At 58.5% G+C, this 20,082-nt stretch carries 24 protein-coding genes and 3 tRNA genes; 6 read left to right on the plus strand and 21 right to left on the minus strand.

Annotation, left to right across the window (positions count from 1 at the left end; genetic code table 11):
- Positions 1-1,089: a GTP 3',8-cyclase MoaA gene (moaA, locus tag CKA81_RS00705; protein ID WP_128353576.1), complete on the plus strand. Its 1,089-nt coding sequence runs from the start codon at positions 1-3 to the stop codon at positions 1,087-1,089.
- Positions 1,090-1,142: 53 nt separating this feature from the next.
- Positions 1,143-1,712, plus strand: a complete 570-nt coding sequence (mobA, locus tag CKA81_RS00710; RefSeq protein WP_237183398.1) for a molybdenum cofactor guanylyltransferase MobA — start codon at positions 1,143-1,145, stop codon at positions 1,710-1,712.
- Here mobA and CKA81_RS00715 read toward each other — a convergent pair.
- From CKA81_RS00715 to moaC, 5 genes are read right to left on the minus strand one after another with little or no spacing between them, the layout of a single operon-like run.
- The gene (locus tag CKA81_RS00715; protein ID WP_128353578.1) at positions 1,685-2,890 is read right to left on the minus strand and encodes a molybdopterin molybdotransferase MoeA; all 1,206 of its coding nucleotides are present in this window, start codon (positions 2,888-2,890) and stop codon (positions 1,685-1,687) included. The genes mobA and CKA81_RS00715 overlap by 28 nt on opposite strands.
- Positions 2,883-3,404, minus strand: a complete 522-nt coding sequence (gene moaB, locus CKA81_RS00720; RefSeq protein ID WP_128353579.1) for a molybdenum cofactor biosynthesis protein B — start codon at positions 3,402-3,404, stop codon at positions 2,883-2,885. Before moaB ends, CKA81_RS00715 begins: the two co-directional genes overlap by 8 nt.
- Positions 3,401-3,877: a molybdenum cofactor biosynthesis protein MoaE gene (locus tag CKA81_RS00725; protein ID WP_128353580.1), complete on the minus strand. Its 477-nt coding sequence runs from the start codon at positions 3,875-3,877 to the stop codon at positions 3,401-3,403. Before CKA81_RS00725 ends, moaB begins: the two co-directional genes overlap by 4 nt.
- Before the next feature lie 3 nt (positions 3,878-3,880).
- A complete protein-coding gene (locus tag CKA81_RS00730; protein WP_128353581.1) occupies positions 3,881-4,135 on the minus strand; it encodes a MoaD/ThiS family protein in 255 nt (84 codons plus the stop codon).
- On the minus strand, positions 4,113-4,613 hold the full coding sequence (gene moaC, locus CKA81_RS00735; RefSeq protein ID WP_128353582.1) for a cyclic pyranopterin monophosphate synthase MoaC: 501 nt from the start codon (positions 4,611-4,613) through the stop codon (positions 4,113-4,115). The genes CKA81_RS00730 and moaC overlap by 23 nt, the downstream gene beginning before the upstream one ends.
- Positions 4,614-4,772: 159 nt before the next feature.
- Here moaC and CKA81_RS00740 point away from each other — a divergent pair, with 159 nt between their 5' ends.
- Positions 4,773-5,282: a peroxiredoxin gene (locus CKA81_RS00740; RefSeq protein ID WP_128353583.1), complete on the plus strand. Its 510-nt coding sequence runs from the start codon at positions 4,773-4,775 to the stop codon at positions 5,280-5,282.
- A gap of 31 nt (positions 5,283-5,313) precedes the next feature.
- Complete coding sequence (locus CKA81_RS00745) at positions 5,314-6,711, plus strand: MFS transporter (protein WP_128353584.1); 1,398 nt, start codon at positions 5,314-5,316, stop codon at positions 6,709-6,711.
- Here CKA81_RS00745 and CKA81_RS00750 read toward each other — a convergent pair.
- The 4 genes from CKA81_RS00750 to CKA81_RS00765 form a co-directional block, all read right to left on the minus strand.
- Positions 6,643-7,491, minus strand: coding sequence for an EamA/RhaT family transporter (locus tag CKA81_RS00750; protein WP_128353585.1), 849 nt, complete (start codon positions 7,489-7,491; stop codon positions 6,643-6,645). The genes CKA81_RS00745 and CKA81_RS00750 overlap by 69 nt on opposite strands.
- 36 nt (positions 7,492-7,527) lie before the next feature.
- Entirely contained in the window at positions 7,528-8,490 is a 963-nt protein-coding gene (gene bioB, locus CKA81_RS00755) for a biotin synthase BioB (protein ID WP_128353586.1), read from the minus strand.
- Positions 8,491-8,688: 198 nt separating this feature from the next.
- The gene (locus tag CKA81_RS00760) at positions 8,689-9,108 is read right to left on the minus strand and encodes a DUF3293 domain-containing protein (RefSeq protein ID WP_128353587.1); all 420 of its coding nucleotides are present in this window, start codon (positions 9,106-9,108) and stop codon (positions 8,689-8,691) included.
- A complete protein-coding gene (locus CKA81_RS00765) occupies positions 9,098-10,081 on the minus strand; it encodes a LysR substrate-binding domain-containing protein (RefSeq protein ID WP_128353588.1) in 984 nt (327 codons plus the stop codon). Before CKA81_RS00765 ends, CKA81_RS00760 begins: the two co-directional genes overlap by 11 nt.
- Positions 10,082-10,191: 110 nt before the next feature.
- Between CKA81_RS00765 and CKA81_RS00770 the strand changes: the two genes are divergently transcribed.
- Positions 10,192-12,498 carry an NADP-dependent malic enzyme gene (locus tag CKA81_RS00770; RefSeq protein WP_128353589.1) on the plus strand — a complete coding sequence of 769 codons (2,307 nt, stop codon included), beginning with the start codon at positions 10,192-10,194 and terminating at the stop codon, positions 12,496-12,498.
- A gap of 56 nt (positions 12,499-12,554) precedes the next feature.
- Here CKA81_RS00770 and CKA81_RS00775 read toward each other — a convergent pair whose 3' ends face one another.
- The 4 genes from CKA81_RS00775 to CKA81_RS00785 all read right to left on the minus strand — a co-directional run bounded on the left by CKA81_RS00775 (position 12,555) and on the right by CKA81_RS00785 (position 14,459).
- Entirely contained in the window at positions 12,555-12,956 is a 402-nt protein-coding gene (locus CKA81_RS00775) for a cupin domain-containing protein (RefSeq protein WP_199287557.1), read from the minus strand.
- Positions 12,957-13,052: 96 nt separating this feature from the next.
- Complete coding sequence (locus tag CKA81_RS00780; RefSeq protein ID WP_128353590.1) at positions 13,053-13,376, minus strand: hypothetical protein; 324 nt, start codon at positions 13,374-13,376, stop codon at positions 13,053-13,055.
- Positions 13,377-13,395: 19 nt separating this feature from the next.
- Positions 13,396-13,524, minus strand: coding sequence for a hypothetical protein (locus CKA81_RS17400; RefSeq protein WP_257791476.1), 129 nt, complete (start codon positions 13,522-13,524; stop codon positions 13,396-13,398).
- A gap of 77 nt (positions 13,525-13,601) precedes the next feature.
- Positions 13,602-14,459 (minus strand): quinone oxidoreductase family protein, encoded by an 858-nt coding sequence (locus CKA81_RS00785; protein WP_237183399.1) that lies wholly within the window; start codon positions 14,457-14,459, stop codon positions 13,602-13,604.
- Positions 14,460-15,011: 552 nt separating this feature from the next.
- On the opposite strand from CKA81_RS00785, the gene CKA81_RS00795 reads away from it, so the two are divergent.
- Positions 15,012-15,500 (plus strand): isochorismatase family protein, encoded by a 489-nt coding sequence (locus tag CKA81_RS00795; protein WP_128353591.1) that lies wholly within the window; start codon positions 15,012-15,014, stop codon positions 15,498-15,500.
- Between the two features lie 24 nt (positions 15,501-15,524).
- Here CKA81_RS00795 and CKA81_RS00800 read toward each other — a convergent pair whose 3' ends face one another.
- From CKA81_RS00800 to CKA81_RS00835, 8 genes are all read right to left on the minus strand, one after another.
- Entirely contained in the window at positions 15,525-15,806 is a 282-nt protein-coding gene (locus CKA81_RS00800) for a helix-turn-helix domain-containing protein (RefSeq protein ID WP_128353592.1), read from the minus strand.
- Positions 15,803-16,141, minus strand: coding sequence for a type II toxin-antitoxin system RelE/ParE family toxin (locus CKA81_RS00805; protein WP_128353593.1), 339 nt, complete (start codon positions 16,139-16,141; stop codon positions 15,803-15,805). Before CKA81_RS00805 ends, CKA81_RS00800 begins: the two co-directional genes overlap by 4 nt.
- Before the next feature lie 189 nt (positions 16,142-16,330).
- A tRNA-Asp gene (locus CKA81_RS00810) sits at positions 16,331-16,407 on the minus strand.
- 11 nt (positions 16,408-16,418) lie between these two features.
- A tRNA-Glu gene (locus CKA81_RS00815) sits at positions 16,419-16,494 on the minus strand.
- Positions 16,495-16,569: 75 nt separating this feature from the next.
- A tRNA-Ala gene (locus CKA81_RS00820) sits at positions 16,570-16,645 on the minus strand.
- Between the two features lie 77 nt (positions 16,646-16,722).
- Positions 16,723-18,270, minus strand: a complete 1,548-nt coding sequence (locus tag CKA81_RS00825) for a sulfatase (protein ID WP_128353594.1) — start codon at positions 18,268-18,270, stop codon at positions 16,723-16,725.
- Positions 18,271-18,273: 3 nt separating this feature from the next.
- The gene (locus CKA81_RS00830; protein ID WP_128353595.1) at positions 18,274-19,242 is read right to left on the minus strand and encodes a Bug family tripartite tricarboxylate transporter substrate binding protein; all 969 of its coding nucleotides are present in this window, start codon (positions 19,240-19,242) and stop codon (positions 18,274-18,276) included.
- Positions 19,243-19,364: 122 nt separating this feature from the next.
- Positions 19,365-20,078, minus strand: a complete 714-nt coding sequence (locus CKA81_RS00835) for a GntR family transcriptional regulator (RefSeq protein WP_128353596.1) — start codon at positions 20,076-20,078, stop codon at positions 19,365-19,367.
- Positions 20,079-20,082 lie beyond the last annotated feature (4 nt).

A 20,082-nucleotide genomic window follows, 5' to 3' on the forward strand; every position in this document is an offset into this window, starting at 1 on the left:
ATGAGCAAAGTCATTTTCCATACCGCAGGGTCCGGACCCGACGCGCAGCCGGGGGCGTCTCGCCCCTTGGGCCCAGCGAAAGATACGCGCGGGCGTCCGCTGCATGACTTGCGCATCTCGGTCACCGATCGCTGCAATTTCCGATGCACCTATTGCATGCCGCGCGAGGTGTTCGACGCCAACTACAGTTTCATGCCGCATTCGGCCTTGTTAAGCTTTGAAGAGATCACGCGGGTCGCAGGTGTGGCGGCCCAGTTGGGCGTGCGCAAGCTTCGTCTGACCGGAGGCGAGCCCTTGCTGCGCAAGAACATCGAGACGCTGATCGCCATGCTGGCGCAATTGCGTACGCCTGATGGCATGCCGCTTGATATAACGCTGACCACCAACGGCACATTGCTGGCCAAGAAAGCCAGGGTATTGAAAGAGGCCGGCCTAAGCCGCGTCACTGTCAGCCTGGACTCCCTGGACGACGCGTTGTTCGCCCGCATGAGCGACAGCCAGGTCAGCCCCGCCACGGTGCTGCATGGCATCGAGGCGGCGGCCGAGGCGGGCTTGGCACCAGTCAAAGTCAACATGGTCGTGCGCAAAGGTTTGAACGACCAGCAGATCATCCCCATGGCGCGGCGCTTTCGCCATTCCGGCCACGTGCTGCGCTTCATTGAGTTCATGGATGTAGGCAGCACCAACGGCTGGAACATGGATGAAGTCATTACAGGCGCCGAAATACTGCAGCGCATCCACGCCGAGTTCCCCGTCGTGTCTTTGCAGGCCGACTACCGTGGCGAGGTGGCAGCGCGCTGGCGCTATGAAGACGGCGGCGGCGAGGTCGGTGTGATCACCAGTGTGTCCCAGCCCTTCTGCGGCGACTGTACCCGCGCACGCCTGTCGCCAGAAGGCCGGTTGTTCCTGTGCCTGTTTGCCACGCAAGGCCATGATCTTCGAGGCCTGATACGCAGCGGCGCTTCCGATCAGGACATCGCGGCGCGCATGGCCGGCATCTGGTCGGTTCGCGATGACAACTATTCCGAGATTCGGGGGCGCGCAACGGTCGCGCGCAAGAAGATCGAAATGAGCTATATCGGCGGATGATTCCCCCTGCTGTCGCTACCGGTCTGATACTCGCCGGCGGGCGCGCGCGGCGGATGCAATCCCCCCTTCTTGCCGGCGCCGGTACGGCCGAAGAAAAAGGCTTGCTGATGCTGAACGGAGAGCCGCTGGTCGCACATGCGCATCGTTTCCTGGCGCCTCGCGTGGGTACCGTGCTGGTTAGCGCAAACCGTCATCAGGAGCGCTATGCAGCTTATGGCAAGGTTATCAGCGACGACCAGAGCTGGGGCGACGATGCGGGGCCTTTGGTCGGTGTCGCTACGGCGCTGCGCCACATCGACACGCCGTGGATAGTCGTGCTTCCTGTGGATGTGATTCGTTTACCACCCGACCTAATCGGCCGCCTGGCGCAGGCACTTGATCAGTCCGCTGCGCTTATTGCGTATGCGACAACCGCTACTCGCGGCCATCCCTTATGCATGGTCGTCCACGCCAGCCTGATGTCATCGCTGGGCGACTTCCTGAGCGGCGGTGATCGCAAGGTGGGCCTGTGGCAATCACTCCATCAGGCGGTCCCCGTCCTGTTTCCCGATGACGCCCACGCATTCTTCAACATCAACACGCCGGACGACCTGGCTTACGCCAACCAGCTTTGCAAGTCGTAGTAGGCGACCACGTCGCCGTCATTGACTTGGGTGGCGGGCGGTATGCGGGCCAGACCGGTCGCCCAGGGCAGCGAGCTCATGATGCCGGAGCCTTGTTGAGGATGCGGCGTCAAAGCGGGCAGCCCGGCGCGGTCGTGGGCTGCCTGTACACGCAAAAACTCTTCGCGCTTTTCGTACAGGGGATCGGGGGTGACGATGCGTCCGTATTGAACCGCAGGCATGATGGTCGAACGCCCCTGCATCTGGCGGATCAGCGGCGTGACCAGCAAGGTGAACACGGCAAATGCCGACACCGGATTGCCCGGCAGGCAGACGATGGTCTTTTCTTGTGCCGTGGCCAGTGCCACCGGTTTGCCCGGCTTCATGCATACCCGCCATAGATCCAAAGTGCCCCCCAGTTGTTCGATGGCTGGTTTGACGAGGTCTTTGTCGCCGACAGAGACGCCACCTACCGTCAGCACCAGGTCGCATTCCGCCAGCAATGTCGAGAACGCTGATTCAAGCGACTCCATGGTGTCCTGAGCGTGCAACACATGCCGAACCCGCACGCCCATGGCTTGGGCCAGCGCGGCCAGCATGGGGCCGTTGGCGTTATAGATTTGTTCTTCGCTGCGCGGCTGGCCTGCCGGTACCAGTTCGTCGCCAGTGGTTAATATGCCGATGTTAAGCGGCGCATAAACGGTGACCTCGGCGTAGCCTTGCGATGCCAACAGTGCTATTTGTGCTGCGCCCAGTACGGTGCCTTTGGCGAAAAGCTGGTCGCCGGCGCGTACGTCTTCGCCGCGCAATCGCACATGGGCACCGCGCACCGGAATGTGCCGGAACTGCAGCATGTTATCGGCTTCGACCGTGTCTTCCTGCATGACGACCGTGTCGGCGCCTTCCGGCATGAGGCTGCCGGTAAACAGCCTGATGGTTTTTCCAGCTTGTAGCGCCTCTGGAAGCTCGCCCGCGTAACAGCGTTGCTGCACAGGCAGAACGCATTCTGGGGCGTAGTCGGCATACCGTAACGCATAGCCGTCCATGGCGCTGTTGTCCGCCGGTGGGAGGTCTTGTGTGGCGAAAAGAGTTTGTCCAAGTACGCGTCCGTAGGCGTCGTTCAAGGAACAGGCTTCGGTGATGCTGGGCGGTTTGCCGGCTGCAGCCAGGCGCGACTGGGCGACGTCGAAATCAAGCATGGTGGTAATCACTGGCGAAGTTGCAGGGTCGGTGGGTGCTGTCGAGTTGTTCCCGGAGTATGCCTTCCCAGGCCGTCTTGCAGGCTGACGTGGACCCGGGCATGCAGAAGACCAGGGTCTCGTTGGCAACGCCTGCGAAGGCCTCGGATTGCAATGCCGAGCTGCCGATGTCCCGATAGGACAACTGCCGGAAAAGCTCGCCAAAACCGGTAATAAGCTGGTCCAGCAGCGGCGTGATGGCGGCTACCGTGGACTTTTGATGCGAGTAGCCAGTGCCGCCGTTGGTCAGGATCACTTGCACGGCATCGTCGGCTATCCAGTCGCTGATGATTCTCCGAATTCCGTAAAGGTTGCCGGGGACGATGGCGCGGGCGGTGCATTGGTGGCCGGCCGCAGCCAGCGATGCTGCAAGATAGTCGCCCGAACTGTCGCTATCCGCCGTACGCGTGTCTGATATGGTCAGCACGGCACATCGCAATGCGATGGCGGGCGCATCGGTCCTGGCTTTACTCATGATTGTTTTGGCTCCTGGGGTTCATCCCATAGGCTGGTCTTTTGCGCGTCGGCGTCGCGCTGTTGTACCCAAAATCGTTCGCCGCTGGCGAGTGTTTCGCGCTTCCAGAAGGGCGCCCGCGTCTTCAGGGCGTCGATGATGTACTCGCAAGCGCGGAAGGCATCTGTCCGGTGGGCGCTTGCTACGCCCACGAAGACGATCTGGTCGGCATTATGCAATTCGCCCACGCGATGCACCACCAGGCACTCGTGGATGTTCCAGCGCGATTGAGCCGTGGCGCACAGGGCTTCGATTTCGCGCTCACACATGCCGGGGTAGTGCTCCAGGAACAGCGACTGGGTAGGGGTGTCTTCGGCGTAGTCGCGAACATAGCCCGTAAAGCTAACCACCGCACCGGCCTTGCCGGCGCCACGCTGCCGCAATTCTTCCAGCAATGAAGCTGTGTCGAAGTCGTCTTCCTGCACAATGACCATGTCTTAGCCCCCGGTAACGGGTTCGAACACGGCGACTTCATCGCCCGGCTGTATGACGGTGTCTTGCGCTACATGAAATTGATTGATGGCAAGTTTCAGGCGACTGACCGAACCGAGCTGTGGATAGCGCTGCGCCAGGGCGGCCAGCCATTGCGTGCCGCTGATTGCTTGCGGCAAGGGCCAGTCTTCTTCCCGAACTTGCGTAAGCTCTGCCACTTGGGCGAAGTACCTCACCTTAATCGTCGTTGCGCCATTCACCGCTTTTACCTCCTGATTTATAGCGTAGCTTTATCTGCTCGAGCACGATGCCCTTGTCGGCCGCCTTGCACATATCGTAAATGGTAAGCGCCGCGATGCTGCAGGCAGTCATGGCTTCCATTTCGACGCCGGTCTTGTAATCGGTGCGACAGGTGGCGCGCACCGTAATCGTGTAGTCGGTGTCGTTCGTGAAAAATTCGATGCCCACAAAACTGAGCGGCAGACTGTGGCACAAGGGAATGAGGTCGGCGCAGCGCTTGGCAGCCAGCACGCCCGCAATACGCGCGGTGTTGAGCACATCGCCTTTGGCGTTCTGCTGTGCAGACAGCAGGGCATAGGCCTCCGAACTCATGCGGATGCGCCCTTCAGCAACTGCCGTACGGGCGGTAGCTGTTTTATTGCTGACGTCCACCATACGGGCCTGGCCGGATTCGTCGATGTGCGTGAGTACGGGGTTGTCCATAGTGGCGTTGCTCATGTGGAAACGATTGCAGGGCAGGTGATTAACTATCATATACGCAATGCGCCTGAGCTGACACGGACCCTTGTCGCGGTGGTGTAGCCTGATAGTCGTATGATTAGGGTTTCCTGGCGCCGTTCGCGGCGCCTTTATTGACTTTTCTACCTGGAGAGCGCGATGTCCATAAAAATCGGTGATCAAATGCCGGACGGCACCCTGAGCGAGTACATCGACACAGCTACTGAGTCGTGCCCGGTGGGTCCGACCAATGTGTCGCTTGCCGAGCTGTTCGGCGGCAAGAAAGTGGCGTTGTTCGCGGTGCCCGGGGCCTTCACCCCTACGTGCTCGGCCAAGCATGTGCCGGGCTACGTCGAGCAGTACGAGGCGCTCAAGGCCGCTGGCGTCGATGAAATCTGCTGCGTGTCGGTCAACGATCCTTTCGTCATGGGGGCTTGGGGACGTGATCTGAATGTGAACGGACGGGTACGCATGCTGGCCGACGGCAGCGCCGAGTGGACACGCAAGCTGGGGCTGGAACTGGATCTGTCTGCGCGCGGCATGGGCGTACGTTCGCAGCGCTATTCAGCACTGATCGACAATGGCGTCGTAAAGATGCTGAATATCGAGAAGCCCGGGCAATTCGAGGTCAGCGACGCGCAGACCATGTTGACGCAATTGGATTCCTGAACTTTTTTATGTCTTTACCCGGGTATCTGCCATGGTGCAAATGATAGGCGCGTTTTTCTCGCTTTACCTGGCCACCTTGTTGCTCCTCGCAGGTTCCGGGCTGTTCAATACCTACATGGGCCTGCGGCTGACCTCGCAGTCCGTGTCCGAGGTGTGGGTGGGCGGCCTGATCGCGGTGTATTACCTGGGCCTGGTGTTCGGCGCGCGCATCGGGCACAAGATCATCATTCGGGTGGGCCATATACGCGCCTATGCGGCGACGGCTGCCATCGTCACCATCACAGTCCTGGTTCTGGCGCTGGTGGATAACCTCTGGACCTGGTTGGGCTTTCGTTTTGTTGCCGGCATCGCGATGGTGACGCAATTCATGGTGCTGGAAAGCTGGCTGAATGAGCAAACCGAGAACCATCAACGTGGCCGTGTTTTCGCCTTTTACATGGTGTTTTCCAGTTGCGGCACCGTGCTCGGCCAGCTATCCCTTACCTTATTTCCTACACTGGATTACCGGCCGCTGATTTTCGCCGCAATGTGCTCGGCGCTATGCCTGGTGCCCATTGCGCTTACGCGGCGCCTGCACCCGGCCCTGCAACTGCCTGCTCCGTTGCAAGTGAAGTACTACATGGCCAGGGTCCCCCTGTCCTTGACAGTGCTGTTTGTTGCCGGGACGCTGACAGGCGCCTTCTATGGCCTGGCGCCCGTTTACGCGCTGCATCAGGGCTTAAGCAACAGCCAGGTGGCTGTCTTCCTGGCGGCGTCTGTGGCCACTGGCCTGCTGGCTCAATGGCCGCTGGGCTGGCTTGCCGACCGCATGAACCGTGTGCTGATGATCCGGATCAGCGCAATGGTATTGCTGCTGCTGGCCGTGCCCTTGTGGGGTTGGGGCTGGACATTCTCCTTCACGGCCCTGGTGGCTTTTTCGTGTGCTTTTGGTGCCCTGCAGTTCACGCTTTATCCCTTGGGCGCCGCCTTCGCCAACGATAACGTCGAACAGGAACGGCGCGTTGGGCTGAGCGCCATTCTGTATATGGTCTATGGCTTGGGGGCGTGTGTCGGCCCGTTGGTGGCCGGTCTGCTCATGCGCGAGCTCGATTCCAGCATGTACTTTGTTTTTGTCTCGGTATGCGCCGCTATCCTGGTGCTGGTCATACGACCGCAGCGCGTTACAGGCGCCAACCTTACCGAAGACGCGCCGACTCACTTCGTGGCCATGTCCGACAGCCTGCAAAGTTCTAACGTGGTGGCTGCTTTGGACCCGCGTGTAGATGTAGAGCATGACGTCTCTTTCGAGCCCGTCGAAGAAGCGGAGCCGCCTGTGGAAGAAGACGACCCCGACGCGGCGCCGGTGGCTGTTGACGCGGGCCTAGCGGGGGATGAGGATGACGATGGCGGTAATGGCCAGGGCGATACCCGCCGCGTTGATCCAGGATAGCTTTTCGCGGAAGAAGCCGGCGCCCACCAAGGTGCCTAGCGAAATCACGCCGATGTTCATGGCCGAGAATACCAGCGTGGGGTTCTCTGGAAACACCTGGTGGGCCCGTATATAAAAATAGATATTGCTGAAGTTCAGCAGGCCCAGTACCACGCCTGCCACGACATTACGCCTGGTCCATACGCTGCGTCGGGCAATCAGGTAGGTAAAGATAACGATCCCGGCCAGCACGAAGGACACCAGCAAGCTGTTGGTGAAGCCAGCACCGCTTTTGGCCAGTTGCTTGAACAGAATGTCTATGGTGCCGTAACCCAGCCAGACCGCCAGCAGGAACCCCACTGTCTTGCCGGTAGTAGCGCCTGCCTCCTGCGGGCGCGGACGGTAGAGCAGGCCGCCCAGTGCCACCAGGGCAACGGCGATGCCGGCCAGTTTGCTGCCTGATACCGTCTCGCTAAACAGCACAAAGGCTGCAATCAGCGGCAGAAACAACGACAGGCGTTGTGCGGCATCGCTCAGGACGATGCCGGCATGCCGTACTGCACCGGCCATCGCCAGGAAGATGGTGGGCAGCAGCACTCCCAAGGCAATCAGCACGCCCCACGGCGTGCCGGGGGCGAGCAGGGCGGACGGCTGTGGCTGCAGAATAGCGACGCATAGCGCGGCAGCGACCACATAATTGACGGCAATGGCCTGGTCAACCTGAATTTGCTGGCGGCGTGCGATTTTAAGCAGGATCGATACGGCGACACTGCAGGCAATACTGATCACTAGGGTATACATGGCAGGTTCAAGGTCCGGTAGGAGAAGGAAGTCGTACTAGTGAGTCAGGCCCAGGGTGTCGAACAGCATGCGGTCATGCTCGACTTGCGGGTTGCCGGTGGTCAGTAAATGATCGCCATAGAAGACGGAGTTGGCGCCCGCCATGAAGCACAAGGCCTGCGTCTCGTCACTCATGCTTTCGCGTCCGGCGGACAAGCGGACAACCGATTTAGGCATCACGATACGAGCGACGGCCACGGTGCGCACGAACTCAAACGTCGGGATATCGGCTTCGTTTTCCAGGGGTGTGCCGGCGACCTTCACGAGATTGTTGATGGGTACCGACTCGGGCTGGGGCGACAGGCCGGCCAACTGAGCCAGCAAGCCGGCACGATGCCGACGCGACTCGCCCAGGCCCACGATGCCGCCGCAGCAAACCTTGATGCCTGCCGACCTGACCCGATCAAGGGTGTCCAGCCTGTCTTGATAACTGCGCGACGAAATAATGTTTCCGTAGAATTCGGGCGCGGTATCCAGGTTGTGGTTGTAGTAGTCCAGGCCCGCCACGCGCAGGCGCTCGGCTTGTCCAGCCTTAAGCATGCCCAGCGTTACACAGGTTTCCAGGCCCATCTCTTTCACGGCCGACACCATTTCGATGACATGGTCCAATTGCCTGGCAGTGGGAGACCGCCAGGCGGCGCCCATGCAAAAACGCTGCGCGCCGCTGTCTTTTGCTTTTTTTGCTGCTGCCAACACCTCGTCCAGAGGCATCAGGGGCTCATCGCGGACCGGAGTGTCGTAGCGCGACGATTGTGGACAGTAGGAACAGTCTTCCGGACAGGCGCCGGTCTTGATCGAAAGCAGGCTGGAAAGTTGCACCGCGTTAGGCGCATGGTGGGCGCGGTGCGTGGTTTGCGCCCGCAATAGCAAGTCCATCAGCGGCAAGTCATATAGCGCCAGGATATCTTCTATATTCCATTGGTCTTTGTCCCGCATACGGGCGACGTTGGTTGCAATCATTTCCATTCCTCTTTGTTGCAGTAGCTCGGGAATGGTAGAGAGCGTAAGCGCGCAAGGCAAGGATGCGGTTTGGCTAAAACGGTTCTAAAATCTCGGAAGTTTCGTCAACGTCTTCTAATATTGCGTTATTTGCGAAAAATGCACCCGCTGGACGAGGTAACTCTGCAGACAGAATTATGGTTAGCAGAAGTAACGGCGCTAGAGCCAAACGACTTCGGGGGCGTGCTCGCCAATGTATACCAGCGCCACCTGATCAAAGTCGCGTGCGAGTTTGCAGGCATCCTGGTGCTCAATTCCCAGTATGACAACTGTCGGTTCTACCGGGCCATCCCCCTGTTCGGCGCGATTGTGCCCATGTAGCAAGGGCAGTTGCAGTTCCTCCGCCTGGTGCAGCAGCCGAGCTTGAGCGGCCTGGTTGGCGGCCGCGCCTTGCCTACGAGCCTCGGGGTTATGAGCAGTGATAATCGCCGCCCTGTTTGTTCCGTGCTTGTGCAATAGTTGGCGCAGCGCTGGGGCGTCCTCGCCTATCCGCAAGCGTAGCTCACCCTCCGGGGCATAAACGATATAGATCGCATTGTTAAAGACAGCTTCCAGTTCTTCTTGTCGATCAGCGCCCATGGCCGGCCTCGCGTTGATGGCCTCCGGGGAAGGCCTTGCGCAGAGCTTGGGCAAACCGCGTGCCGGCTTCCCTTTGCGGATCTTCCAGCCGGGTGTATAGGGCGATAGGTGGCAAGGTCCAGTAAAAGGTGTAGGGGACTATGGCTACCCCAGCGATGCGCACCAGTTCAGCGGCAATGTCCGAGGGCATGATGGATATGGCATTTTCATTGGCGACGAGGATGTCGCCGACGATCATGGTCGAGTCGCTTTCGACCACAGGCAGGGGTGGCGTGATTCCCTCTTGCAGAAAGATGTTGCTGACTTGCTGCCTGACCGAGGTGCCTTCCGTGCCCAGTATCCATTGCAGGTCCCGCAAGGCTGGCCAACTAAGTTGGCGGCGCGCCAGTTGCGCGGCCAGGCGCCGGCTGGCCAGCAGCCGGGGCTGCTGGTGCAACAATACCTCGAAGGCCAGGCCTTCAATGTCGACCGCCGCCGAGGCGCGGCAGATCGCGACATCAAGGCTGTGGTCGCGCAGCCGCTGCAGCAGATACTCGCTGCTGCCCTCATGCAGCGTCAGCATCAAGGGTTCGAGAGGGTCGCTGACCGCATTGCGCACTGCGCTGCCCAGGATGCTGCCCGACAGAAAGGGCGTTACACCGACATTCAAGTGGGCGTGATGGCCGGAGGCCACCGCCTGCATGTCGCGCGCCAGGTGATCCAGATCGTGCAGCATGGCTTCGGCTCGCTTCAAGGCCACGCGTCCCAGTGCGGTAGGCGTCATCCCCCGCGACGAGCGGTCGAATAGCGGTGCGCCGAACATTGCTTCCAGTTCAGCCAGCGCTTTGGTGACGGCTGGCTGGCTGGTAGCCATGAAGTCGGCAACACGCGTAAGCGAGCCGTGCTGCTGGATGCGGAGCAGCAGCACCAGGTGGCGCATCTTCAGGCGCTGAGTCAGCCGATGTATGGTGGCCTGTGGATTCAAGGTTTCCATGGCGCATTATAACTGTAGGGTTATTCAGCGATAGTGAACAAGAATATTTAGGTTATGGATGCTTGTTAGAATGGCCTCAACCTCCCCAGCCCCTTACCTTCGAGACACACATGAGCGCCACGACCGATCGCCAAGCAGCCCTGGACTACCACGAATTTCCTCACCCCGGGAAGATCTCCGTTACCGCGAGCAAGCCGCTGGTAACGCAGCACGATCTCGGGCTGGCCTATACGCCGGGGGTGGCGGCGGCTTGTGAAGAAATCGCGGCTGATCCCATGAATGCCTTTCGCTATACCGGGCGCGGCAACCTGGTTGGGGTGATCACCAACGGCACGGCGGTGTTGGGCTTGGGCAATATAGGTGCGCTGGCTTCCAAGCCGGTGATGGAAGGCAAGGCGGTGCTGTTCAAGAAGTTTGCCGGCATCGATGTGTTCGACATCGAGATCAATGAAACCGATCCGGACAAGCTGGTCGAGATCATTGCCGGGCTGGAGCCCACTTTCGGCGGCATCAACCTGGAAGACATCAAGGCGCCCGAGTGCTTTACGGTCGAGCGCAAGCTGCGCGAGCGGCTGAACATCCCCGTATTCCACGACGACCAGCATGGCACGGCCATCACGGTCTCGGCTGCCTTCATCAACGGCCTGAAGGTGGTGGGCAAAGACATTGCCGATATCAAACTGGTCGTGTCGGGCGCAGGCGCCGCGGCCCTGGCGTGCCTGGACCTATTGGTCGATCTGGGCGTGCAGCTGAAAAACATTTGGGTAGCGGACATTGAAGGCGTGGTCTACACGGGGCGCACGGTGCTGATGGACCCCAAGAAAGAACGCTACGCGCAAGATACCGCCCTGCGCACGCTGGGCGAAGTGATAGACGGCGCGGATGCCTTCCTGGGCCTTTCCGCTGGCGGCGTGCTGAAGCCCGACATGGTGGCCCGCATGGCTGACAAACCCTTGATACTGGCGCTGGCCAACCCCCACCCGGAGATCCTCCCAGAGGACGCCCATGCGGTGCGTGACGACGTCGTCATGGCCACCGGCCGCTCCGACTATCCCAATCAGGTCAACAACGTTCTGTGCTTTCCGTATATTTTCCGCGGCGCGCTGGATGTCGGCGCCACCACCATCACGCGAGAGATGGAGAAGGCGGCCGTGCTCGCCATTGCCGGCCTGGCTGAAGAAGAGCAGAACGAAGTGGTGGCTGCCGCTTACGGCACCTACGATATTTCGTTTGGTGCCGAATACCTGATTCCCAAACCGTTTGATCCGCGCCTTATCGTGCGCATCGCGCCGGCGGTCGCCCAGGCAGCCATGGAAAGCGGCGTTGCCACGCGGCCACTGGCCGACCTGCAGGCCTACGCCGATCAATTGCAGCAGTTTGTGTACCACTCCGGCGCATTCATGAAACCGCTGTTCACCGCCGCCAGAAAGATGGTGCGCGAGGGCGGCAAGTCGCGCATCGTCTTCTCCGAAGGCGAAGAAGAGCGCGTGCTGCGCGCCGTGCAGGTTATCGTCGACGAAAAGCTGGCCCGTCCCATACTGGTCGGGCGCCCGCAGGTGCTGCAGTCCCGCATCGAGAAATACGGCTTACGGCTGCGTCTGGGCCAGGACGTTGAGGTTACCAACCCCGAATACGACGATCGCTTCCACCAATACTGGACCACCTACTGGGAGCTGCGCTGTCGGCACGGCGTGACCAAGGAAATGGCGCGCGTCGAAATGCGCCGTCGTCTGACTTTGATCGGCGCCATGATGGTGCACCTGGGCGATGCCGACGGCATGATCTGTGGCACCGTGGGCGGCTATCACGATCACTTGCGATACGTCGATGAAGTCATCGGGCGCAAACCTGGTGCGCAGACATACGCTGGCATGAACATCCTGCTGCTGGACGAAAGAACCGTGGCGCTGGTCGACACCCACGTCAATGATCACCCCACGGCGGAGCAGATCGCAGAGTTCACCTTGGCTGCGGCCCAGCAGATCTCCTGGCTCAATCTTGTGCCCAAGGTCGCGATGCTGTCGCGATCCAATTTTGGTTCAGGCAGTTCGGCATCGGGCGAGAAAATGCGCAGGGCGATGGAGCTGGTGTTGGAGCAGGCGCCCGACCTGGAGATCGATGGCGAAATGCACGGCGACTGCGCACTGGACGAAGCCTTGCGTCGGCGCATTCTGCCCAATTCGCGCTTGACCGGTTCGGCCAACCTGCTTGTTTGTCCCAACGTGGACGCCGGCAATATCGCCTACAACCTGCTCAAGACCACGGCTGGCGCCAATGTGGCTGTGGGACCCTTCCTGCTGGGCGCCAATGCGCCTGTGCATATCGTGACAACAAGTTCGTCGGTGCGGCGCATTATCGATATGGCCGCGCTGACTGTTATCGACGCCAACAGAGAGGTTCAGCAGAACGGCGCTTAAGCTCGGAACCGAAAATAAGGCGCCTCGCAACTACCGTGTTGCGGGGCGCCTTACCGTCAACGTTTGGTGCACCCCTGGTTGCCTTGAGGGCTGCTCTTCAATTCAGTAATGAGAACATGTGTGGCTGTTTGGCCAACATTTGCTCCAATATGTGTTTGCGCCTCCGACCACATGACCTCGCCCGCCTTGAACTGGCGTCGCAGCACCTTGCCATCGGGAAGGGTCAATGTCCGTTCGAACGGGCTTAGAGCGTATAGAACGAACGCTGGATGACGGTGCTGTTGTGTCTTGTCGCCCGGCTGATCGCGATACTCCAACACTCTGACGCATTCGTTTTCCAGCACGACCTTGTACTTATCTCCATCTGTCTGGGTGGCATCTTGTGCGAGCGCAATGGGGATGAGCAGCACTGCGGCGGCAGCGGACAAGATGCCTGGTATTGTGGGTATGTATTTCACCGTATGCTCCTTGGCTGACTTGATGTCATCGGAACGGTTGTGCGCAATATTGCATTGTTACGCCGTTGCCGCATAAGAAGCAATCAGGCAAGCGATTTAACTGGCTGCTGTTACTTCTTCATACCACTGCGCATAGGGGCTGTTCTTGATCATGTGTCGGTTGAAGTCCTTGGCACCATCTTTCCACCACGGCGCGCCACGCTCGCCGAGCGCAACTTTCGCTTGGTGGACGGCGTTTCGAGCGGCGGCAAGGCTTGCCCGGTCTTGCTGCCGGAGGGCTGCTTTCACATCGCGCCGAGCGCTTGATAGCGCATGCACCAGCGCACTGCGCTCGGTGTCGGACAGATTCGGGTTGCTTGCGCGCCAAAGGCGTCCGCGAACAACGATGTATCGGCCGTCGGGTGTAGTCAGCGGCTGCATCTTGCGCCACGGCCCTGGTTCATTTCTGGATTATTTTCCAGTACGAGTCCTTCTTGACGATCTTTCCATTGTGAAACTCCAGAAGATCATGCGCATTGAGTGCTGCGAGGATGTCTTTCAACGTTGCAATCGCGATGGCTACGTGCATTCCCGCTACTCCGGAGTCCAACTGTCGCGATCTATCGGAAAAGTGTGCCGCGCCGACTTGAAGTCCCTGGTCTTCCTCTATATCGTGAGTATCACAGACCCTTGTCGGAACCGGGATTCCATTTCACGATGCGCTTGCGCTGCATCGGCGAGGTCGAACGTGGTGATGTGGCCCGGCTGCAAGATCTGATCGTTTAACGCTTTGAAAAGCGTCGCTGCTGCGGCGTGCAGTTTCTCGGTAGTCCGCAGGTGCTGGAATACGTTCGGTCGGGACAGCGAGTTGGACCGAGCGAATAAGGCCGATACTTCAAACGGCGGCACGATGCCCGACGCTTGTCCATAATTGGCCAAATGACCACACGGCGCCAAGCATGCCAGTGACCCAGAAAAAGTGTCCTTGCCAACGGCGTCGTACGCTACCTGGACGCCTTCGCCGCCCGTAATGTCTTTAACCCGGGCGACAAAATCCTCTTGCCTATACTGAATAACATGACTGCATCCATAGCGCTGCGCGAGCTCCACTTTATGTTCTGCCCCAACCGTGCCAATGACCCGGGCGCCCAAGTGGCTGGCCCACTGGCTTAGCAAGGAGCCAACACCCCCCGCAGCCGCGTGGACCAGTATCCAGTCACCCGACTTAACGACGTAAACCTCGTGCACTAGAACCTGCGCGGTGAGGCCCTTGAGCAAGGTGGCAGCGACAAGGTGGTCGTCAATGCCAGCAGGTAGCCGAATCGCTGCCCCGGCGGGCAACGTTCGTTCTTCCGAATAAGCGCCGTAGCCTAGGTAAATGTAGGCGACACGGTCGCCAACGTCCAGGTGCTTGACTTCGCTTCCCAGCTCAGTGACGACTCCGACCCCTTCGATACCCGGAATCCCTGGTAGAGCCAGCGTCTGATACAGACCTGAACGGACGTAAATATCGTGGAAATTCACGCCGACGGCGGTATGCCGAAGCCGAATCTCCCCAGGCAAGGGGCCTCGAACGTTGAGCTGCTCAAATTTCAGGTTCCCAGGGGGGGCCGGCTCGGTGCAGGACAATGGCTGAAGGCATGGCAATACCAATCGCGTGCGACTAATCTTTTATTAATAGCATAGATATTTGACTAGACGCATAATGTCCACCGTACCGGGTGCAATGTCTATCAGTCCATTCACGCGTTATGGGATGTTCAGCCGCATCCAAAGGTTCGTCTCCACTCTCTGGGACTTATCTGGTTTCTGCGCTTGAAGTGCTGACGCAGCGAAGTAGGGTTTGAAATCCGACCGCGTCAGAGATAGTTTCCACAGGCAACGAGGTACTTTCCAGCAACTCTCGTGTGCGTTGCAAGCGTTCGTTGAGGCGCTGAAGCAGCATAAGCCAGACGTAGTGGTATTCAACACTGGAAGCGGGTATTGGTTCCTGACGATGGTCAGTCCATGGAGTTCTAATGAAATAAAGCTGCCTAAACGTTTAGGCCGGTTCTTTAACGCTACAAAGGAAACTCAATGAATAAAGCACTTATCGTTATCGATATTCAGAACGACTACTTTCCTGGCGGTGCATTCACACTGGAAAATGCCGACGAAGCTTGCAAAGGTGCTGTCGAAGCCATTGAGCAAGCGAAGCGCGATGGATGGCTGGTTGTGGGGGTGCAGCACGTCGGTTCACCCGATGGCCCCGCTTTCAAGCCCAACACCGAAGGCGTGAAAATCCACAGTACCATTGCTGCCGCGTTGGGTGATGCACCCATTGTTGTAAAAGGCGAGGCTGACAGTTTCTTCAAAACAAACTTGGAGCAAATCGTGCGCGACGCTGGCATCACTGACATTTATCTTACCGGCATGATGACTCAGCACTGTGTGACGCATACTGCACTGTCTCCGCAAGCCAGCGACATGAAAGTTCATATCATCGCCAAAGGCTGCGCCGCACCTGCCAAAGCCTTGAGTGACTTAGCCCTGCAAGGTCTGAGCGCTAGATGCGAGGTTGTATAGGGATTCGAAATTCTATGCCTCACCTTAGGCAGGCTCAAGAACACGCATCTCAATGTGCAGTCCAGCGGCAGCGGTCATATTTACCAGTGCATCAAGACCGAAAACGTTGATTTTTCCGCGCATCAGGTCAGAGACGCGGGGCTGGGTCACGCCAAAAAGCTTGGCGGCTTCGGTCTGGCTCATCTTGACGCGAACTATGTGCTGCTTCAGCGCCGTCATGAGGACTGATCGAAGCTTCATGTTTTCTGCTTCTTCGTGGGTGTCTTCGATCGCATCCCAGACGCTGGTAAATCGTTCGTTTTTCATTTACTTGGCTCCTGCAGTAGGTCCCGATAGCGTTTCGAGGCCAGATCTATATCCGCCTTGTTGGTTTTCTCTGTCTTTTTCTGGAAGCAGTGGATCACATAGACGGCATCGGCGAACTTGGCAATGTAGATGACCCTGAAGGCGCCGGCGCCATCGCGAACGCGGATTTCTCTGACACCTTGGCCCACTACGTTCATAGGCTTCCAGTCATCCGGATCAAAACCGTTCTGCACCTGATCGATCTGGTAACCCGCTTCGCGCTTGGCAGAGGGCGGGAAGGCACGAAGATCATCAAGTGAACTTCCGAGGAACTCGACAGGCTTAAGCGGCGGCATGCGTGATTTATACAATATTTTGTATGTTATGGCAAGCCGGACCGTCTGTGTGGATCTTGTAGCTGTGGGGCGAGGTTGAGCGTTAGGGTGTGAGGTTAGATCGTTCCCGTCACTACCCCCGACTTCGGAATATAAATCGGGACGAAAAAAAAGCGCCGACTTTCGTAAGCGCTTGATTTTCGAATTTTTTGGCGGAGCGGACGGGACTCGAACCCGCGACCCCCGGCGTGACAGGCCGGTATTCTAACCAACTGAACTACCGCTCCGCAGCGATAACTGGCGTCCCCTAGGGGATTCGAACCCCTGTACCCACCGTGAAAGGGTGGTGTCCTAGGCCTCTAGACGAAGGGGACAGGACAAAACAAGTTGCGTATTCTAGCATATCAATACGCTGTTTACTGCTGTGTACCAATTGATCTTCGTAAGACTGGTGGAGGTAAGCGGGATCGAACCGCTGACCTCTTGCATGCCATGCAAGCGCTCTCCCAGCTGAGCTATACCCCCGTAACCGGCTTGTCTAGCGAAGAAGCGAGATTATGCACGATTTTTTAAAGTCGTGCAAGTCGGCCTCCACCCAAAGCCTAGTGCTGACCGGCGGGGGCCCATGGGCTGGGTAGCCCCAGGCGCGTAAACGCCTCTGCTGGCGCCTCGTTGGCTTCCATGATCTTTGACATGGAGGTCAGCAGGCGGTTCTCGATGGCTTCATCACGGAAGGGATGCTGCTGCTCGTAGTCTGTTTCCAGGTCGTACAGCACTGTCGTGGTGTCTTCATAGCCACCGCCTTGACCTCGATGGCCGACTGGCTGTCCCTTTACGTTGCGCCTTGCTGGCACCTTCAGTAATGGAACCCCTTGCGAGAAGCCGAACCCTGACGTCAGCTCGGCCTGGCGAAGCTCATCCACATGGAACAAGCCCTTTAAATGCATGGGCATCAGGGTGTACTCGTATAGCATCTGGCGGGTCATGTCTTCGGGATAACAAAAGTAGGTGTAGCGTCCGTCAGTGATGTTGGTGCCAGCGCCAAACATGCCATATAGGAGGGCCTCGCGCAGGGGGGCGTCTTCAGCCAGTACAGGCAACAGTGAATGCCCTTCAACAGTATGCGGCGGCGCCATCCCATGGCAGTCCAGCAAGGTAGGCATGATGTCGGTAGTTTGCGTCAGGGCCTTGCGGCGAGTGCCTGCTTGCTCGGCATAGGCAGGATGGTGAATGATCAGCGGGATGTGCGCGATCTCGTTGAAGAAGGGCATTCTGTTTTTGCCCCACCAGTCATGTTCCGCCAGCAAGAACCCGTGGTCCGTCGTCAACACTACCGCCGTGTCTTTCCACATGTCGTGCTCGTCGAGGTAATCGATTAGCTTGCCGAAATATTCGTCGCACATGGCCAGCAGCGCTGCGTAGTTCGAGCGCAGTTCTTTTATCTCGTCTTCGCTCTCTTCTGCCCGCTTGTATCTGGGCCAATCGAGGATGGGGCCGGTGTATCCGCTGGGGTACTGCTCGCGAAAGCGGGCGGGAGCGAAGAAGGGCTCGTGGGGGTCGAAGCATTCAAGATGCAGCAGCCAGTCATCCGCATCTCGGTTGGTGTCGAGAAACTCAAACGCCGAAGCGAACGAGCGGGGGCAGCAGAAGTCGTTTTCGTCTCGAACATACTCACGATTGATCATGGCCTGCAGTCGGCCGTCTTCGGCGCCTTCGGGCTGCTGCATGGCGTGGTACATCGTCTTGAAACGCTCCATGGGCGGCTTGACCATGGCCTTCCATTTATCCCATTCCTGCCCCCGGATGAAGTCCCAGGAGGAGTAACGGTTGTGATAGGTGGCCCCGCCGTCTTCCCAATAGTGATAATGATCGGAGATCAGGTGCGTGTAAGTGCCTTGGCTGCGCAGCAGTTCAGAGAACGATTGATCAAACGGCTCTAGTGGCCCCCAGCTTCGATGCAGGAAATTAAGGCGGCCTGTGTGCATGTCGCGCCGAGCAGGCATGCACGGCAAGCTGCCGGCAAAATGATTGTCGAAAGTAATGGCACGCTCGGAAAAGCGCCTGAAGTTCGGTGTGGCAATGGAGGTTCCGCCGTAACTCTCCAAAGCATTACGGACCAGAGAGTCGAATATTACAAAAATCGTGCGCATCGTTTAATCCAGTTTGATTGCTGACGTCTTAGCGACAGTCGTCCATTTTTCCAGGTCTTTCCGCAGATAGTCCTTGAAGGCCCCCGGCGTTTGGGCTTGAGCCGCAGTCATGCCATTGCGCTGCAAGGAGTCCTGTAGCGCCGGGTCTTGCAGCGCGTTGCCGATTTCCTGGCTGAGTCGTTCAACAATAGCGGTGGGCGTTCCGGCGGGAGCAAGAAACCCTATCCATTGGTCCAGGTCGAAGTCGGCGACGCCTTGTTCCACCAAGGTGGGCACTTCAGGAAGTTGTGGCATACGCTTCATGCTGGCCACGCCTAGTGCCTTGATCTTGTTCGCCTCCAGTTGTGGCAGGGCGACGGCGGCGTTTGCAAAGTGGAAATCAATCAAGCCCGCGATCTGGTCCATCATGGCGGGCGGTCCACCCTTGTACGGTACGTGAACGATCTCGAGATCTTTAGCCGTTTTAAGCATCTCTCCGGCAAAGTTACCCGGGGTGCCGGCTCCGGCCGAGGCATAACTCAGTTTGCCTGGAGACTTCGACGCCTCGGCAATGAGTTCGGCCACAGTGTCCGGGCCGTTCTGGCCCGTTACAAGAATAAGAGAGGTATAGGCTGCCACGCCGACCGGCTCAAAGTCCTTCTTTACGTCGAAGGGCATATCGGATCGTATGGCGTCATTCATATTCAGTGCACTGGTAGTCAGCATGATGGTGTATCCATCTGGTGCAGCCCGAGCCACTTCGGAGGCACCGATGATGCCGCCGGCCCCGGGCTTGTTCCTCACAACCACCGGCACGCCCAGGCTTGCTTGCAGCTTCTCCGCAATAGCCCTGGCTGGGAAGTCGACCAGGCCGCCTGCGGGCCACGGGACGACGATGTTCAAAGGTTGGGTTGGGTAATCGGCCGCTGAGGCCGCAGTACCTACGAAAAGCCATGGGGTAAGCAGTACCAGGGCAAATTTCTTGAAGTTCATGTCTCTCTCCTTGTCGATCCTAGTGTTTTGATTGAACCTATAGTACTGTAGTCTGTACCTTAGGACAACAAAAAATCACCCGAAAAAGGGTGAGAGGGCGTGCTGCCATGCAACTGGTCAAATCAGGTTTTCAGGTCCATTTCGACCCTGATGGCATCACCCCGATACGTGACTTCCGCGAGATAAATGATGCGATTTCCGGCGTCTCTGAGCACGCGGCGCACCTCCGCAACCGGTGCGTTGAACGGCAAATTCAACAAGCGGGCAACTTCCATATCGGCTGTCCCGATAGTGAGCGTCTGGTGTCCATCCGCGAGGTTGCCGATAGATGCCAGTAAAGGTATTACTGTTTCTTGGCGAAAGCGGGCGGGGTCTTTCTTGAATACGTCTTCGTCAAGATAGATATTGATCACGCAGTAGGCTGCGCTTTCGCGATAGTGGACGCGTCTCATGAAGACATAGTGGGGTGCAGGTGTACCCTCGTTGGCGTGCAGCAAAGGAAGACGGCTGGCTTCATCAATATTCACGATCGATGGTTGTGTGTCCCGATAGATATTGGACAGATCCTGGAGCGATGTGACGACGTTGATCCACCGATCGGTCTTGGGCTGCTTCGTTACGAAGGTGCCACGCCCGCGTTGTCGGGACACGAGCCCCTCGCGCGCCAACACGTCAAGGGCTTGCCGAACCGTGGCCCGCGCGACGCCAAACTCGTCCAGCAGATCTTCCAGCGTGGGAAGCTTATGATCTTTTGGCCATTCGCCGCGCGTGATGCGCTGGCGCATGAGGTCAGCCAATTGAAGGTACCGAGGCACTTTGCTGTCAAGAAAGCTCATGGTC

This window comes from Pollutimonas thiosulfatoxidans (assembly GCF_004022565.1).
Taxonomy (GTDB): Bacteria; Pseudomonadota; Gammaproteobacteria; order Burkholderiales; family Burkholderiaceae_B; genus Pusillimonas_D; species Pusillimonas_D thiosulfatoxidans.